This is a genomic window from Kribbella sp. NPDC026596 (assembly GCF_040638415.1).
Taxonomy (GTDB): domain Bacteria; phylum Actinomycetota; class Actinomycetes; order Propionibacteriales; family Kribbellaceae; genus Kribbella.
Genome location: NZ_JBEZYF010000026.1, coordinates 74,364 through 91,170, shown reverse-complemented (window position 1 = coordinate 91,170; position 16,807 = coordinate 74,364). Strand labels below are relative to the sequence as shown.

The 16,807-nt window shown below is 68.1% G+C and carries 14 protein-coding genes; 11 read left to right on the top strand and 3 right to left on the bottom strand.

Annotation, left to right across the window (positions count from 1 at the left end; all coding sequences use genetic code 11):
• Genes AB0E63_RS22525 through AB0E63_RS22515 form a run of 3 tightly spaced genes read left to right on the top strand, consistent with a single transcriptional unit; the run spans window position 1 to window position 2,611 of the window.
• A complete protein-coding gene (locus AB0E63_RS22525; RefSeq protein WP_360369353.1) occupies window positions 1-1,047 on the top strand; it encodes a type III polyketide synthase in 1,047 nt (348 codons plus the stop codon).
• Window positions 1,047-1,565 (top strand): isoprenylcysteine carboxyl methyltransferase family protein, encoded by a 519-nt coding sequence (locus AB0E63_RS22520; RefSeq protein WP_360369350.1) that lies wholly within the window; start codon window positions 1,047-1,049, stop codon window positions 1,563-1,565. Before AB0E63_RS22525 ends, AB0E63_RS22520 begins: the two co-directional genes overlap by 1 nt.
• Entirely contained in the window at window positions 1,562-2,611 is a 1,050-nt protein-coding gene (locus AB0E63_RS22515; protein WP_360369347.1) for an NAD(P)/FAD-dependent oxidoreductase, read from the top strand. Before AB0E63_RS22520 ends, AB0E63_RS22515 begins: the two co-directional genes overlap by 4 nt.
• 354 nt (window positions 2,612-2,965) lie before the next feature.
• Here AB0E63_RS22515 and AB0E63_RS22510 read toward each other — a convergent pair whose 3' ends face one another.
• A complete protein-coding gene (locus AB0E63_RS22510) occupies window positions 2,966-4,513 on the bottom strand; it encodes a helix-turn-helix domain-containing protein (protein WP_360369344.1) in 1,548 nt (515 codons plus the stop codon).
• 90 nt (window positions 4,514-4,603) lie between these two features.
• Here AB0E63_RS22510 and AB0E63_RS22505 point away from each other — a divergent pair, with 90 nt between their 5' ends.
• From AB0E63_RS22505 to AB0E63_RS22495, 3 genes are all read left to right on the top strand, one after another.
• A complete protein-coding gene (locus AB0E63_RS22505) occupies window positions 4,604-5,869 on the top strand; it encodes an FAD-dependent oxidoreductase (protein WP_360369341.1) in 1,266 nt (421 codons plus the stop codon).
• Between the two features lie 313 nt (window positions 5,870-6,182).
• Window positions 6,183-6,584, top strand: coding sequence for a VOC family protein (locus AB0E63_RS22500; RefSeq protein WP_360369339.1), 402 nt, complete (start codon window positions 6,183-6,185; stop codon window positions 6,582-6,584).
• Window positions 6,585-6,887: 303 nt separating this feature from the next.
• Window positions 6,888-7,571, top strand: a complete 684-nt coding sequence (locus AB0E63_RS22495; RefSeq protein WP_360369336.1) for a hypothetical protein — start codon at window positions 6,888-6,890, stop codon at window positions 7,569-7,571.
• 29 nt (window positions 7,572-7,600) lie between these two features.
• Here AB0E63_RS22495 and trxA read toward each other — a convergent pair whose 3' ends face one another.
• Together trxA and AB0E63_RS22485 are read right to left on the bottom strand one after the other, a co-directional pair.
• Entirely contained in the window at window positions 7,601-7,990 is a 390-nt protein-coding gene (trxA, locus tag AB0E63_RS22490; RefSeq protein ID WP_360369333.1) for a thioredoxin, read from the bottom strand.
• 150 nt (window positions 7,991-8,140) lie between these two features.
• On the bottom strand, window positions 8,141-9,016 hold the full coding sequence (locus AB0E63_RS22485; protein WP_360369330.1) for an aldo/keto reductase: 876 nt from the start codon (window positions 9,014-9,016) through the stop codon (window positions 8,141-8,143).
• Between the two features lie 729 nt (window positions 9,017-9,745).
• Between AB0E63_RS22485 and AB0E63_RS22480 the strand changes: the two genes are divergently transcribed.
• Genes AB0E63_RS22480 through AB0E63_RS22460 form a run of 5 tightly spaced genes read left to right on the top strand, consistent with a single transcriptional unit; the run spans window position 9,746 to window position 16,691 of the window.
• Window positions 9,746-10,699 (top strand): conjugal transfer protein, encoded by a 954-nt coding sequence (locus tag AB0E63_RS22480; RefSeq protein WP_360369327.1) that lies wholly within the window; start codon window positions 9,746-9,748, stop codon window positions 10,697-10,699.
• Between the two features lie 52 nt (window positions 10,700-10,751).
• Window positions 10,752-11,036: a hypothetical protein gene (locus AB0E63_RS22475; RefSeq protein WP_360369324.1), complete on the top strand. Its 285-nt coding sequence runs from the start codon at window positions 10,752-10,754 to the stop codon at window positions 11,034-11,036.
• Entirely contained in the window at window positions 11,036-11,611 is a 576-nt protein-coding gene (locus tag AB0E63_RS22470) for a hypothetical protein (RefSeq protein WP_360369321.1), read from the top strand. Before AB0E63_RS22475 ends, AB0E63_RS22470 begins: the two co-directional genes overlap by 1 nt.
• Window positions 11,608-14,691 (top strand): ATP-binding protein, encoded by a 3,084-nt coding sequence (locus AB0E63_RS22465; RefSeq protein ID WP_360369318.1) that lies wholly within the window; start codon window positions 11,608-11,610, stop codon window positions 14,689-14,691. Before AB0E63_RS22470 ends, AB0E63_RS22465 begins: the two co-directional genes overlap by 4 nt.
• Window positions 14,688-16,691: a hypothetical protein gene (locus AB0E63_RS22460; RefSeq protein ID WP_360369315.1), complete on the top strand. Its 2,004-nt coding sequence runs from the start codon at window positions 14,688-14,690 to the stop codon at window positions 16,689-16,691. The genes AB0E63_RS22465 and AB0E63_RS22460 overlap by 4 nt, the downstream gene beginning before the upstream one ends.
• Window positions 16,692-16,807: the final 116 nt, after the last annotated feature.

Below are 16,807 nucleotides of genomic sequence, written 5' to 3'. Positions count from 1 at the left end.
ATGACGCGGATCGCAGCGGTCCGGCCCGCGTTGCCGCCGAACCGCTACCCGCAATCCGCGTTGACCGCCGCTTTCGCCGACATCTGTCTGCCGGACGGCAAAGGGACGGCGCTGCTCCGCCGGCTGCACGCGAACGCCGGGGTGTCGTTCCGGCATCTCGCATTGCCACTCGAGCAGTACGCCGTACTCAAGGACTTCGGGGACGCGAACGACGCCTGGATCGCGGCGGCCGTGGATCTCGGGGCGCAGGCGGTTGCGGGAGCGGTCAAGGATGCCGGGCTGACGCTGGACGACGTCGACGTACTGATGTTCACCACGGTGACCGGGGTGGCGGCGCCATCGATCGACGCGCGGGTGGCGATGCGGCTCGGGTTCCGGGAGGACGTCAAGCGGCTGCCGCTGTTCGGGCTCGGGTGTGTGGGTGGGGCTGCGGGCATTGCCCGGTTGCACGACTATCTGCTCGCGTGGCCGACGCACGTCGCCGTACTGCTGTCGGTCGAGTTGTGCTCGTTGACGTTGCAGCGGGACGACTCGTCGTTGCCGAATCTTGTCGGCGGGGCGTTGTTCGGCGACGGCGCGGCGGCGGTGGTGCTGACCGGCTCGGAGCATCCGTCGGCGTCAGGACCCTCCGTGGTCGCGACGCGGAGCCGGTTGTACCCGGACTCCGAGCGGGTGATGGGGTGGGACGTCGGATCGGGTGGGTTCCGGATCGTGCTCGGGGCGGATGTGCCGGAGGTGGTGCGGACCTATCTCGGTGATGACGTGCGGGGGTTTCTGGCGACTCAGGGGCTGACCGTGCCGGAGATCGGGACGTGGGTGAGTCATCCGGGCGGGCCGAAGGTGCTGGAGGCGGTGGCGGAGACGCTGGAGCTGCGGCCGGGAGCGCTCGATCTGACCTGGAAGTCACTCGATGCGGTCGGCAACCTGTCGTCCTCCTCGGTGCTGCACGTGCTCGGTGACACCCTGCGGCTGGATCCTTCCGGTATGGGTCTGTTGCTCGCGATGGGCCCGGGCTTCTGTTCCGAGCTCGTGCTGCTGGAGTGGTGATGACGTCATTCGGCTGGTATTTGGTTCTGATCCTGCTGGTCTGTGCCGAGCGCGTCGCCGAGCTGGTGGTCTCCGTGCGGAACGCCAAATGGAGCTTCGCGCAAGGCGGTGTGGAGTATGGCCGCAGGCACTACCCGTTCATGGTCGCCCTGCACACCGCGTTGCTCGGCGCGTGCATCGTGGAGGCCTTGCACCGGCCGTTCATCCCCGCGCTCGGGTGGACGATGGTCGCGGTCGTGATCCTGGCGCAGGGTCTGCGATGGTGGTGCATCACCGTACTCGGCCACCAGTGGAACACCCGCGTGATCGTCGTCCCCGGACTCAAGCTGGTTGCCCGCGGCCCGTATCGATGGATCCGCCACCCGAACTACGTGGCCGTCGTCGCCGAGGGCATTGCCCTGCCCTTGGTCCACACGGCGTGGATCACCGCCCTGGTCTTCACGGTCCTCAACATCCCTCTGCTCGCCATCCGCATCCGCACAGAGGAATCTGCCCTGAACTCCGCCCTGGTCAAGTGACCGGACCCGGCGCCGGCTCGGCGCGGCCCGCGGCCGATCTGCTCGTAGCCGGCTCCGGACCCGCCGGCGCGGCCACGGCGATCCGCGCGGCGCTCGCCGGCCTGTCGGTCGTGGTCGTCGAGCCTCGCTCAGCTCCCATCGACAAGGCCTGCGGTGAAGGGATATCGCACACCGCCGTCGACTACTTCACCCGGCTCGGCGTCAAGCTCACCGGACGGCCGTTCCACGGCATCCGTTATCTCGACGACGGGCATCAAGTTGACGCTCGCTTCCGGGCCGGCCCAGGCCTGGGCGTTCGCCGTACGACGCTCCACCAAGCGCTGACCGACCGCCTTGCCGAGCTCGGCGTACCGGTGGTTCAGACGCGCGTCGGCGCGATTACCCAGAACACCACCGCGGTCACCGCAGCCGGCCACACCGCCCGCTACCTTGCCGCCGCCGACGGCCTCCATTCACCGATCCGCCGCCAACTTGGTCTCTGCCGACCGGGCTCAACCGACGTTCGGCGCGGGCTTCGGCAGCACTTCTCGGTGGCGCCGTGGACCGACCTCGTCGAGGTCTACTGGTCCAAGCTCGGGGAGGCGTACGTGACCCCGGTGGCGGATGACCTCGTCGGCGTCGCCATCCTCACCTCGGCCCGCGGCACCTTCGACTCCCACCTCGACACGTTCCCCGCCCTCAAGCGCCGCCTGTACGGCGCCCCGCCGGCGAGTACCGTCATGGGCGCTGGCCCGCTCCGCCAGCGCGTCAGCGGCCGAGTTGCGGGACGCGTCCTGCTGGTCGGAGACGCCGCGGGGTACGTCGACGCCCTGACCGGCGAGGGGATCGCGGTAGCGCTCCGGACCTCGGCCGAGTTGGTGGACTGCGTTCGGGACGATCGCCCGGTGGACTATGAAGCAGCCTGGCGCCGCGTCTCCTGGGAGTGCCGGCTGCTGACCGGGTCGTTGCTCTGGGCTCGCAACAGATCGTTGCTTGCTCCCCGCATCGTTCCCGCGGCCGCGCGCTTGCCCGGCGTCTACGCGACCATCGTCAACCGGCTGGCCTGATCAGCAGCTGGCCTGGGAAGAACCGGCTGGCCTGGGAAAGCTCGGCTGGCCTGAGAAATGCTTGGGGCCCGGCGATCGCTCAGACAATCGCCGGGCCCACGAGCAGCCCGAGCTTCCTGGTGAAAAGCTCGGACCAGCCGTTCCAGCCTCCTGGTGAAAGGCTGGACCGGTGCCCCAGCTTCCTGGTGAAAAGCTGGGACAGTCCTTGGGGTGGTGCTCGGTGTTTCTGAGGAAGACTTAATCAGTCGGATGTTGCCCAACCGTTGCCGGAATATGAAGCCTTGTTACACAGCGCTGTGGCATAGATCTCAGCGCTGTTGGGAACTCGCGAGAAGCGTCCCGAAGCGTGGGATTTCAGTGCTCCGTCCGCGCCGCCGCGATCTGCAGTTGCAAGGCCAGACGCTCCCGCGGATCCGACAGATCGAGGTCCGCGATCTCGCCGATCCGCTTCATCCGGTGCCGCAAGGTGTTCGTGTGCAGATGCAGCGCCCGAGCCGCCCGCTGTGGCTGACCCGGATAGTCGAGCCATGCCTGCAGCGTGTCCACGAATCCGGTGTCGTGCTCGATGTCGTGCCGCAGCAGCGTTGCGAGCGGACCGTCCAGCTTCGTCGTGTCGAGCGAGGTGACCGCTCGGTGAACAGTCAGTACGTGCCACGCCTCTTCCACGCGCAACGCCGGTCCGGGTGCGGCACTCCGTCGTACCAGGTTGAGTAGCTCGACCGCTTCGGCACGGGAGCTCGGCAGGTCGGCCGGTCCGCGGGCCGGACCACCCGCCGCGGCGAAGGTGCCCGGTGTGGTCTTGGCCTGCTCCACGACGAGCTTGCGCAACCAGTTCCACGATCCAGGGCCATCGGTGTCCGTGACCACCGCCAGCACAGTCCCGTCGATGTCGGCCAACTGTGGCTCACTCCACCCGTACCGACGACCGATCGACTCCCATAGGTCGAGTTGCTGCGGTACGTCGTACCCGTCCGGCGATCCAAGTGCGACCACGCGCCATGGCTGTGGTGGGAGTCGCACGTCGACCGGATTGTCGGGGGAGAACTGCCGGAGGATCGTCCGCAGCCGATCGATCGCACTCCGCCGCGCCACGTCCGCCTGAGCGCGCAGCCGGAGCAGGTGGAGCGCGAGTACAGATGCGGCGTTGCTGAGCTCCGCAGTGACCTCATCACTCACCGGACCGTCCACAACGGCCCAGATGGACCCCAGCCACTCACCACCGGCCCGCACCGGTACGACGAGGCGCGGGCGGATGCCGTTCGCCCCTTCCGGCACCAGGAACGGCTCGCTCGACCGGGCCAGCCGGCGAAAGATGCCACGGGCCCGGAAGTGCGCGATCACCTCAGCCGGCACCCGCCGACCGACGATGGTGGAGACACGGGTGGGGTCGGTGAAGTCCTGGCCGGAGGAGTACGCCAGTACGCGCGACTGGTTGTCCTCGATGGTCACTGGCGCATCGACGATCGCAGCGGCGGCATCTGCCAGTGCGAACAGCTCCTGGTGTACTCCGGCGTCTCCAGCGGCGGGGGAGTCCGGTGCGGCGGCTCTGTCGATGACGCCGCGCAGCAGCCAGACCACATGCGCCCAGGTGACGCTCGGCTGCAGTGCGACGAGGGTGAGCGGCGATCGCTCGGCTGCGGCGACCACGGTCGGCTCGTGGGCGAGCGCCGTACGCAGAACCACTCCTGAGGCGCTGCCGGCCGCACAGCGCTCCACCAGCTCCACAGCGTCCTCTGCATCACGCAGGCCGAGTCCCAGCACCAGATCGCCCGGCTGACCGGTCGCAGGCTCCTGGGGGTCGGCCAGGAAGACGTCACGGACCTCGCCGTCGCCCTTGCCCGGCACCACCACCTCGAACAGGGCAGGTCCAACGGCGACAACCAGGTCAGACGCGGTGATCATGAGGTTATTGTGCTCTGAGCACAGTCATTTGTCCCGTCAATGGTGTGATCGCACCATGACAGCCGCTGATTGTCGACGCACCATCGATACATGGTCGCTGTTGGTTCCACTCACATCGTTCCCGATCGCGTCGCAGTCGTCGGCGCGGGCATGGTCGGACTCGCCACCGCCTGGTTCCTCCAGGAGGCCGGCGTCGAGGTCACCGTGCTCGATCGCGAAGGCGTCGCCGCCGGCGCGTCCTGGGGCAACGCCGGCTGGCTCACGCCCGGCCTGGCCACCCCGCTGCCGGAACCGGCCGTCCTCAAGTACGGCGTCCGTGCGGTGCTGAGCCCGTCCTCACCGGTGTACGTCCCGCCGACCGCGAGCCCGCGGCTCCTCAACTTCCTCAGCCGCTTCGCTCGCAACAGCACCGCCGGCCGCTGGAAGACCGCGATGGAGTCGCTGGTCCCGATCAACCGGCAGGCGCTGCCCGCCTTCGATCTGCTGGCCAAGGCCGGCGTCGAGGCGGAGACGTACGAGGCCAAGTCCTTCCTGGCCGCCTACCGGACAGAGGCCGAGCGGAGCGTGCTGCTCGAGGAGATCGAGCAGATCCACGCGGCCGGCCAGGGCATCGAGTTCGAGGCGATCACCGGTGACGACGCCCGCGAGATCGAGCCGTCGCTGTCCGACGAGATCGGTGCCGCGATCCGGCTGCACGGGCAGCGGTTCATCAACCCGGGCGAGTACGTCCAGCTGCTGGCCGACTCGGTGACCGCGCGCGGTGGACAGATCATCAGCGGGGTCGACGTGTTGGACATCGTGGACGAGATCCGCGGCGTCCGCCTGATCACCGGCGACGGCGAGACCGACCCGTTCGACGCCGTCGTGATGGCGACGGGTGCCTGGCTGAACGATCTGGCTCGGGACTTCGGCGTACGCACGGTTGTGCAGGCCGGGCGTGGATACAGCTTCAGCGTCCCGATCGCGCACGTGCCGGTCGGCCCGGTGTACTTCCCGGCGCAGCGGATCGCCTGCACGCCGCTGGGCGACCGGCTCCGGGTCGCCGGGATGATGGAGTTCCGCAAGCCCGAGGCCAAGCTCGACCCGCGCCGGATCGACGCGATCGTCGAGGCCGCCCGGCCGCTGCTGCGAGACGCCGACCTGGACGCGCGGACCTTCGAGTGGGTCGGCCCGCGGCCGTGCACCCCGGACGGCCTGCCGCTGATCGGCGCGACCGCGTCACCCCGCGTCTTCGCCGCCGGCGGTCACGGCATGTGGGGCATCACCCTCGGCCCGATCACCGGCCAGCTGCTGGCCGAAACCATCACCACCGGACGCACCCCGGAGGAGCTGCGGCCCTTCAATCCGCTGCGCTGACATCTCCTGCGCTGACATCTCCTGCGCTGACATCTCCTGCGCTGACATCTCCTGCGCAGACCTCTCCTGCACTGACGTCGACGGAGGGACCACAGGCCCTCCACCCTGCGCTGACCACGCCTCGAGCGGCACATTTCTCGGTGATCCCCACCGGGCGGCCCAGCCTCACCTGCCCGCGCCTCTCCGGCTCACCCGTGCCGCTCTGGTCAGCCCCGAAGCGGGCCCTGGCTGAGATCCCCTGCCCAGGGCCCGCTTCGCGTTTATGTCGGTGCCGGATGACATGGTGTTTCCTCGACGACGAGGAGGGGCGCTCATGGTGCTGCGGTGGTACACGGTGGTGGTCGATTGCCGCGACGTGCGGAAGCAGGCCGCCTGGTGGGCCGAAGCGCTCGGCTGGAAGACGATCTACGAGACCGACGACGAGTGCGTGAACATCCCCGGCTGGGTGGACGAGGCGGCGATGCGCGACACCCCGTGGGAGCGGATCGGCCCGGGCATGGTGTTCGTGCCGGTGCCGGAGGGCAAGACGGTGAAGAACCGCCTGCACTTCGACTTCGCCCCGCACACCAGCCAGGACCGCGACGCCGAGATCGCCCGGCTGGAGGCCCTCGGCGCTACCCACGTCGACGTCGGCCAGCCCAAAGACGGCTCCTTCACGGTCCTCGCCGACCCCGAAGGCAACGAGTTCTGCGTCCTCAGCTCCCGCGACTCCTGACCGCCCTCCCGCGGTCGGGCTGACGAGCTGTTGCCGAGCGGGGCTCTCCGGGAGAGCATCGGCACAACGCGGTACGACGTACGGAGGCAGCCGATGCCCGAGGTGAACGAACGCCCGCCGGGCGCGGCCCCAGGCCCGGTCCCGCAAGCCGGCCAAGCCACACGGCCTGCTCCCCAACCCGGTCCTGCGCCGGCGCCACGACGCCGGAGCCGACCGGGAGATGCGCCGCGCTGGACTGGGAGAGCGCGGCCCGTCGTCGACATCGCCGCTCGCATCCTCTGCCTGCTGCTCGGGGGTGCGTTGGTGGTTGCCGGAATCGTCGGGCTCTTCACCGACGTCGGTGACGGCGCTCTGATCACAGTGCTCGCGGCCGGCCTGTTGCTCCTGATCATGCCGTCGATCGTGGATCGGATTCGCAGGTCGAAGCTCGGCGCGTTCGAGGTGGAGCTCCTCCGCCAGATCGCCGACAGCGCGCGGAAGACCGCCGAGTCGCTGCGACGGCTCGGGATGGGGCCGGAGCTGGACGCCTACGCGACCATCTACACCGAGCTGAACAGCCCCGAACTGAAGGCCGTCCGCGGACAGGTTCTCGATCGCATAGTCCAGCGGGTGTCACAGGCCGCCGCGGTCGAGAAGTTCGACGAGCAAGAAGTCAAAGACCTGTTCCTGCACGGCTCGCCTGTCGTCCGGGTGCTTGCCCTCGGCCTGATGGAAGGCGACCTCTCGCTGATCGACAGCGGAGTGCTGCTCGACGCGGTCAACCGGTCGCTCACCGGCAACGAGCAGTACCACGCCCTGAGGATCGTCCGGAACGGTTGGGGGCGCCTCACGCCCGCCGAACGCAACCAGCTGCTCACGGCGATCGCGTCGAACCCGCAGATCGAGCGCGGTCCGGACCGGCGCGCCATGGCCGAAGCAATCGGCGAGCTCGCCGGGGTCCCGATCACCTGGCCGCGCCCGGCAACAAGAAATCCGGGGGCTCGCTGAGAGCCCCCGGATTCCTTGAACTGTGTGAATCAGTGCGTGTGCGGCTCGGCGCCGTGCTCCGCCTCGTGGGCGGCGATCTGGGCGCGGACCTCTTCCATGTCGACCGCCTTGAGCTGGCCGATCAGGTCTTCCAGGTTGGCGGCCGGAAGGGCGCCGGGCTGGGAGTAGAGGACGACGCCGTCGCGCACCGCCATCAGGGTCGGAATCGACCGGATGTCGAACGCCTGGGCCAATTCGACCTGGGCCTCCGTGTCGACCTTGCCGAACGTGATGTCGCCGTGCTCCTCGGACGACTTCTCGAACACGGGTCCGAACATCTTGCACGGGCCACACCACTCTGCCCAGAAATCAACCAGGATGAGGCCGTCTTTACCGACCACCTCGTTGAAGTTCTCCTGGGTCAGCTCGACCGTTGCCACTACGACCTCCGAAAATAGACGACTACAGCGATCTCAACACCGCACCGCCCCCGAGTGTTCCCCGGCGTACGGCCGAGTGGCCGCACCACGTCGTACGTTCGTTTGAAATGACCGGAATGCGGAGCCGGGGCTGTGACCTGGGCCACGCCCTCAGATCGGGCTGTCCACGAAGGGTGACGTGTAGTCCTGCACCTCCTCGAGGATCGAGGCAGCGGCCTCCGGGGTGAGGTCGGCCCGCTCACGTTCCGCCACGACCATCTGCTGCAGCAGCCGGGTCTCGCCGGCCGTCGCCAGGCCGGTGATCTCCGGGTGCCCGTTCAGCAGCCAGGCGGTCGCGGCGGTGATGTAGCGCTGCTCGTCGAACGGCCGGTACCAGGTGTCGTACGCCTTGTTCTCGCCCTCACGCCAATTGCGCCGGGCAATCATCTTGATCGTCATCAGGGCGGCATCGGAGGCTTTCACCGCCTCGACCAGGCCCGCATAATCGGCGGCGTACTGCGGGTCTGTCGAAAGCCGGTAATTCAGCGGCGTCAGCACGCTGTCGAAATCGAATCGGCGCAGACCCTCGGTGTGCACCGACGGTGCCAGCTCGGTGTGCCCGGTGATACCGATCGCCCGGACCATTCCTTCGTCCTTGGCTCGAATTGCGGCCTCCAGCGATCCACCCTTGCCGGTGACGAGATCGAGGTTCTCCAGATCGCAGACCGCGTGCATCTGGATCAGGTCGACGTGATCGGTCTGCAAGCGCTCCAGTGATCGGTTGATCTCACTCCAGGCCTCCTCGAAGGTCCGGCGGCCGGTCTTGGTGGCGAGGAAGATGCGGTCCCGGATCTCCGGCATCCGCGGACCGAGCCGGAGCTCGGCTTCGCCGTAGTCCGCGGCTACGTCGAAGTGGTTGATACCGGCGTCGAGGGCTTCCTGGATCGAGGCATCGGCCCGATCCTGGTCGACCCCGCCGAGCGACGCGGCGCCATAGATCAGTACCGAGCTCTCGTGGCCGAGTCTGCCCAGTCGGCGAGTTTCCATCCTGGTCCTCCAGGGGTAGCAGGGGTACCTCGACCCTATGCCCCGGTACGGCGCTGGCAAGCGGTTGTCCACAGGCGATTTTGACCCCTCGCCACGCGAGAGTTATCCACAGGCAACGCCACGGATCGGTTACTATGAGTGATCAGTTGTTGGTCTGGGCTCTTACCATGTTCTGCACGGGTTTTCGAACCTGTCTGCGGCGTGTGGCATGGTGTGCGCTGCCCGTGGACCGGAGTGGGTAAAGGAGAGGAGCTATGAGGACGGTACCGAAGGTGTCACGCTTGCCCGATGAACGTGACACTGCCCGCGAGCGGAGTAACAGTATGGCTGCGGGGAGCGATGGAGCATCCGGATCCTGGTCTCAGGTCTCCCGGAGGACAGTTGCTTGCCGTATCGTCCCGGCTACTGTCCGCGTAACTGCTGTCTGAGGGGCAGGTAGCGATGAGTTGGTGGCGAACGGTACTGAATCTGCCGCCAAAAGGTGAGCACTGGTCGGACCAGCGTCGTACGAAGAAGCCTGGTAAGGGTCGCTCGCAGAGCACCGCACCGGAGTGGTGGTCCCACCCCGATGGACCGGTGTCGCCGACCCCTCGCCAGGCACAGGGTGTAGCGGCGCAGTATTCGGCACCCCAGAAGCCTCCGCCCGCCGGCGGCGTGATGGCGCCACCCCGTCGTCCGTCGGCTCGCCCTCCGGAGAGCTCGGAGCCCGGGCACCGGCCACCCGAACGTTTGAAACAGCGCTCTCCGCATGGTTCGCACGCGGCGCCCGCCCCGACCCGCGACGTGCTCGAGCCCGGCCAGGCGCCCTGGTCGACCGAGCCCGAATCGTCGTTCTCCACCTGGGCCCGCCGGTTCTTCCGCGGCCTGGTGGTTGTCGTTCTCCTGCTGGCAGCGATCAGCGGTATCCGTTCGTGGATCAGCCCGAACCGGACCCCGGAGACGGTGGTCAGCGGGCAGAGCAGCTTCCCGTCCAACGAGGCCCGCGCGGTCGCGACCCGGTACGCCGTCTCATACCTCACGTGGGACGAGAACAACGCGGACGCCCGCCCGGCCCAGATCGGCCTCGACCTGGCCGCGGGCCTCGACACCCGCGGCGGGTGGAACGGTCGCGGCAAGCAGACCGCCGGCGTCGCGTATCCGGGTGAGGTCAAGGCCGACTCCAACGGCCTCACCGCGGTGGTCGACGTCCGCGTGCAGGTCCATTCCTTTGTGAAGAAGGGCAATGCCTGGGCTGCCGGCCCAGTTTCGTGGGAGCGCTTGTCGGTGCCGGTCGTCAAGACCGCGTCGCGGGTGGTGGCCAGCGGGCCGCCGACGTTCGTAGCGGACGAGCGGGCGGCGCTGCCCGACAACATGCCGGAGGCCGGCGTACCGGATGACGATCTGACCGCGGCGACGCAGAAGGACGCGGAGGCGTTCTTCGGTGCGTACGCAGAGTCGGACAACAAGGTGTCGGCGGTGACCGCGCCGGGTTCGACCATCCGCAGTCTCAACGGGGCGGTGAAGTTCGGCGAGCTGAAGGACTGGCAGGTCTTCACCGGCAACGACGACGAGCGGCGGGCGACCGCTGCCGTCACCTGGGACGGGGTTGGAGAGACCACCCTTGACCAGACCTACACGCTCACGTTGAGGCGTACTGTCGCCACGGACGGAGCACAACGATGGCAAGTGGCTGCCGTCGGATGACATCAGCGACCAGCCGTCGGATGACCGAGGCAACAAGGGAGACACCGCAATGATGACGCACGAACTGGCTGCGAGCGTGGTTCAGCTCGCCGTGCCCATGGCCGACAGCAACGTTCCGACGGGCGCGGATTTCAAAGACTGGGTCCTGGTCATCGCGGGGAACATCTTCATCGCCATCTTGGTGCTGCGCGCCATCGGGCACTACTTCAAGCGCGAGTGGGGCGAGCTGTTCGGCCACCTCGCGGCCGGAGTGCTGGTCGGTGGGCTGATCTACGCCAACAACCAGACCATCAATGTGCTCAAGGGCTTCTGGGGATTGCTGTCCGGAGGTAATTGATGCGCGTCGGCCGTACCCTGACCCACCACTTCGAGATCGAGACGCGGCAGTACGACCTGCTCGGGATCGACCTCGGAGAAGGCGCCCGGCGCCGGATGATCATCTTCGGCGCGGTGATCATCCTGCTCTGGATCGCGATCCTCTTCCCCTTCATCGGCGTACCGCAGAAGGGCACCGTGAGTCTGTACGTCGTTCCGCCGTTCGTGATCACCGCGTTCGGGTGGCGGCCCGGCAAGTTCCATGAACGCCGCCGCCGCGTGACCGAATGGGCGCTGGCCGTCCGCTACGCGTTGCGCGCCCACCGCCCGATCATCGGTCTCGGCGCCAGGGCCGCCGACAAGACGGAGTACCTGCCATGGCGTGAGCGCGTCGCGACCCACAAGGTGGCGAACCTGGCCAAGGCCAGGGTGACTCCGGAATGGGAACGCGACGCTGTGGTGGAGCTGGATCCGATGGTCCGCGCCGGCGCGGACATCAGCGTGAACCAGCGTGCCCGCCTCCTCGGGGCGGACCACGTGCAGCGGGTCAGTCGCAGGAACTCGTCCGGCCGATCGGAGAGGCAGGGGCAACGATGAAGATCGCTGACAAACTCCTGAACCTGGTGGGGGTCGGCCGCGAACGCGGTCTGCCGCCACCCCGCCTGGTCGCCATCGCCGACGGCCTGCTGGTCACCGAGCGCAGTGCCGAGGCGTGGTTCCTGATCTCCGTGGCGAACACCGACCTGGCCACCGAGGCCGAGCAGGATGCCGCCCTGGACGCCGCGGTGAGCGCCGCCGCGACCATCCTCGGCGACCGGCTCAGCCACCTGAAGGTCGTCTGGGGCCGCTCCACCGGCCAGGACTACATCGACAGCGTCGGCGGTCACTACCGGCTCGGCGACCACGACGCGTGGGCACAGACCCGGGCCGACCGCATCGACGAGATGCGCATGCCGGAGCGGTACGTCGCCCTCGGCGTACATCTGAGCGACCGCGACCCGCGGGCCACCGCGCAGGTTCGGGGCTCGATCAGCGACGCCCTCGGTACGACGTCGTGGCGGGTGAGCGCCCGTGAGCTCGCCCACCTGGACGAACGGGTCCGCAAGCTCGGCCGGCAGCTCGGCTCCACGGTCTGGCGGGCGCACACCGCGCCGGCCGAGGTGATCTCCTGGCTGATCAGCCGCGAGATGCACCGTGGTGCCGTGGCCGCGCCTCGTCGCGGTCTGATCACCGGCGCCTCGCTGGCCCGGCTCACCTCGGGTCGAGTGGTGCCGTATACCGATCACTTGCGGATCTACGACGCGCGTGGCCAGATCGCGGCGTACACGACCGTCCTCGCGATGACCGACTTCCCCGAGGAGCTCGAGACTCCGGGCGCGGGGGAGTGGCTGCGCACGCTGTCGGAGATCAAGGCGATCGACGACGACGGCGACGAGATCGACGTCACCGTCGAGGCGTCCGTGCGCTTCCGCGTACTGACCAAGAAGACCGCGCGGCACCTGGTCGACGAGACCCGGAAGAGCGCCAAGGAACAACGTAGGTCCGCAGCCAAGGGCACCGCGGAGGAGACCGCCGACGAGATCGTCGAGACCGAGCGCGTGATGCGCGAGGTCAAGCGCGACATCAACCGCAGCGGTCTGACCCTGGTCGAGGATCACCCACGTCTACTGGTCAGCGCGGACACCCGCGAGGACCTCGAGGCGTACGTCGACGCCGTCATCGCGCACTACGCCGACCGCGGCATCACCGTGGCCGCCGGTGCGGACGAGCAGCGCGATCTCTGGCTGGAATCCCTGCCAGGTGACCAGTTGCGCGTCCCCGACCTCGGGCATGTCCGGGAGTCGACCGCGTTCTTCGGGTCCTGGTTCTGGGGCGGTGCGTCAATCGGTGACGCGACCGGTCCCGCGATCGGGTACCTGACCGGGTCCACGCCCGGTCTGGTGCGTTTCGACGCGGCGGCCGGTTCTGCACTCGGCGACGCGACGACCACGTTGTTCTTGGGGCGGTCCGGTCGAGGCAAGACGACCGCCGCGATGATGGGCGGTCTCGACTCCGCGTTCGCCGGTGCTTGGGTGCCGCTTCTCGACCTCAAGGGTGACGCGGCCGGTGTGTCCGCGGTCGCTGCGGAGTACGGCGTACCCACTGCTGTCATCGAGATCACGGCGCAGTTCTCGGGTGCTGCTGACCTGCTACGTGTGCTGCCTGTGGATGACGCTTTGCTGCAGGCTCCGTCGCAGCTGATGCTGTTGCTGCCGCCGCATCTGCGTGGTGCTGCCGAGGCCCCGGTCATGGCCGCGACGCGTGCGGAGATCCAGTCGCCCGACCCGTCGTCGTGGGGCGTGATCCAGCGGCTGTGTGCCTCCGAGTCGGAGACCACGCGTACGGTCGGTTTCGCCCTACGGGACCTGACTGAGACCGGCCTCGGTTCGGTTGTCGCCGGTCCGCCGTCCGGCCTGTCCTCGCTGACCACGAACCCGGGTCTCTGGGTCGTCCAGATGCCGGGCCTCACCCTGCCCTCGCCCGAGTCGGCGCCGGAATCCTGGTCCCCGATCGAACGCGTCGGCATGGCCTGCCTGCGCGGCTGCCTCGCCTGGATGATCCGTACGACGGGCCGCCGCGAGTTCCGCGGTCGCTCGAAGGTCGTCATCGTCCCCGAGGTCCACCTGCTCACCAAGACCCCCGATGGTGCGTCCTTCCTGGACTACATCGCCCGAGTCGGCCGTGCGCTCGGCGCCTCCCTCGTCCTGGACACCCAGGATCCGGCGTCGATCCTGAAGCTGCCCGGTCTGGTCGAGCAGATCACCACACTGTTCGCCTTCAGCCTGCGCTCCCGCGAGCAGGTCGACTCCCTGCTCGAGCTACTCGGCCGGCCGCAGACAGCGCCGTACCAAACCCTGGTCCGCGGCATCAACACCGCCGCGAACGGCAAGTCCATCCGCCACGGCCACTGCATCATGCGCGACCGCTGGGACGAAGTAGCCACCGTCCAGATCGACATCCCCAGCCAGCAGGTAGCAGCCCTCCTCCGCACCACCCCCGAGTCCGAACACGCGAACGAGCCCACCCAGCCCATCCTCACGGCCCCCGAGCCCGAGGACCCCTTCGCCGAAGACGCCTTCGACGAACCCCTGGAACCAGCTGCCACCGCCACAGCCCAAGCCGAAGCCCACACCCAAGCCCCCGAACCTCCGGCCCCCGTGGCGCCACCCACCCCCACCCCGGCACCCACGGCATCAACACCGACGCCTCCAACCGCGGAACCTCAGCCCACCCCGATGGCGCCAGCCGAGCCGGCAACCCCACCCGCCCCCGTAGCCCAACAAAACGGCCACCCCGCCACAGCCAACGGCCACTCCGCCACCTCAAACGGCCATCCCGCTAACGCAAACGGCCACCCCGCCCCCGCGAACAGCCACTCCGCCCCCGCGAACGGCCATCCTGCGGCCACAAACGGCCACCCCGCCCCCGCGAACGGCCACTCGGCCGCCACAAACGGCCAATACGCCCACCCCACCCGCTACGAGTCCCCCATAGGCCCCGACGAGGTCTACGACCAAGAAGCAGACGAAGCCGCCTACAACGAGGCCATGTACCCGGCCCACGGCGACGACTCCCCGGACGGCGCGGACGACGACGCCCAACGCCCATCCTCCGGAAACAAGGAGCACGTCGCATGACGTGGCCCCGCCGCCTCCGGACGGCGACGACGGTCCTCTGCATCTCCTTCATCATCACAGCCCAGGTAGCCCTGGCCGCCGACCCCAACCAAGGCCCCACCAACCCCACAGGCTTCGCGGACCTACTCCCAACCCCCGACCTAACCCACGGCGACTCCCGAACCCTCTTCGAGCAGTACAGCCCGATGAACTACGGGCTGGATTTCGACACCGGGATATCCGACACCTTCAACATGATCTTCAACGGGTATGCCTACATCGTCATGATGTACATCCTGGCGATCACGCGCGCGGCGATCTCCATCGGCTGGTGGCTGTTCTCGTTCACGGATGTGAAGCCGCTGACTGATGCGACCGCGGCGACGATCGGCGCGACGGGTACCCAGTTGGTCGGATGGTTGTTGCCGTCAGCACTCGCATTCGGTGCCGTGGTGGCCTATACGCAGCGGCGCGCGACGGGCAGTGCACTTGGCCAGATGGTGTGGGTACTCGTTGCCGGCGTACTCAGCATCAGCTTCGCAGTGGCGCCAGCGACCTGGCTCCGCGGCGTCGACGGCGCTCGACAGCTCGGCGCAGGTGCGGTGATGACTGCATCGTCCGATGCTTTGGGACCGACAATTCAGAGTCCGATTCCTTGGCCCGAGCCCGGCTTCACCGGCACACCAAAAGACACTTTGCTGAGGAAGTCGGCGGACGCAAGTTGGCGAGGTTTCGCGGTTACCCCGTGGTGCATCGCCGAGTTCGGATCGATCTCGGCCTGCGAGCGTTACGGCAAAGGCATGCTCGATGTCGGAGTCAGCGCGGATGCCAGGAAGGACTATGTCGACAAGGTCATAGCTCCTGCTGAGGGAGGTGACGACGCCCCCACAGTGAAGTGGGTCAAAGGTGACAATCCCTTCGGGCGGACCGCAGTCGTCATGCTGGCTGCCATAGCGGCCACGTTGTTCGGCTTCCTGAACATAGGACTTGCCTTCACAGCGCTGATGGCCTTCATAGGCGCTTTACTGCTGCTCGTGGTCGGCGTCTTCTTTGCCTGCCTATGGATCATCCCTGGTCGGCCTCGCCAGTGGGGATTGAACTGGTTCGAGGCTCTAGTGGGCCTTGTGCTGCAGTCGTTCCTGGCGATGCTGGTCTTCGGTACTGCGCTGACGCTGGTGACGGCTGTGTTCACGTTGACCGGACCGCTGGGCTGGCTTCCAGTGACTGGGCTGGCCATCGTCGTCCTGATTGTTGGCTTCCGGCTGCGTCGGTTGCTGGACAGCCTCACGACGATGATGCGTCCTGGGGCGGGCAGCATCATGCTGGGTGGACTTGCGCGTCGGGGCGCAATGAGCGCCGTCAGAAGGATCGCGGGTGCGCTGACCAGTCGCGGAGCCGCACCGACTCCGTCCGAACGCGGCAGGGACCGAACTCGGCAGGCCGATCCGAGCCCGCAGCGAGTTTCTTCCGTACGTGTCTACCGGCAGGCGCCTGTGGTCGGCTCTCTGGGCCGAGGGTCCTCGGCGAGTTCGCCGTATGAGCTGACGACCGGTGCGGAACGACGCAAAGCCGATGCGGCGACGCCAGGTGGGGGCAGCGGTCCGGGAGGCCAGTCAGGACCTGGGGTCGGCGGCAATCTGGCTGCGAATGCGTCCCCAGCCCGCAGCGCGTCGGCGCTGAATCTCGCCAGAGCGCGTGCGCAGTCGAAGGGTGACGGCCGCCGGACCATCTCCGTGACGACCGCCGGCGTCGCAGCCACCGGAGGGACTTCCGGGAAGAGTTCACGCGCCGCGTCGGCCGAGTCTCAGCGGGCTCGGCATTCTCGGCGACCTATTCCTGCGCCGGCCAATGAGGTCAGGTACGAGCCGCGGATTCACACGCACTCCGCGAGTCTTCGGGAGGGACCGCCGAAGGGGCAGCGGAGCCGGCGCAAGCCGCCGACCTCGCAGCAGCGGAGGTTCCGCGAGTACACCGCTGTCACCAAGGACGGCGTGACGATGCACGTGCCGACGCGCAGGTGATACCGGATGGCCCGACAAGGACGATCGCCAGAAGACCGCCGGGAAGGCGCGAGCCGGCCCCGCCACCGCGACCAGGAGCCCGGCGGCACAGACGCTGACGGACAGCGGTCCGCGGG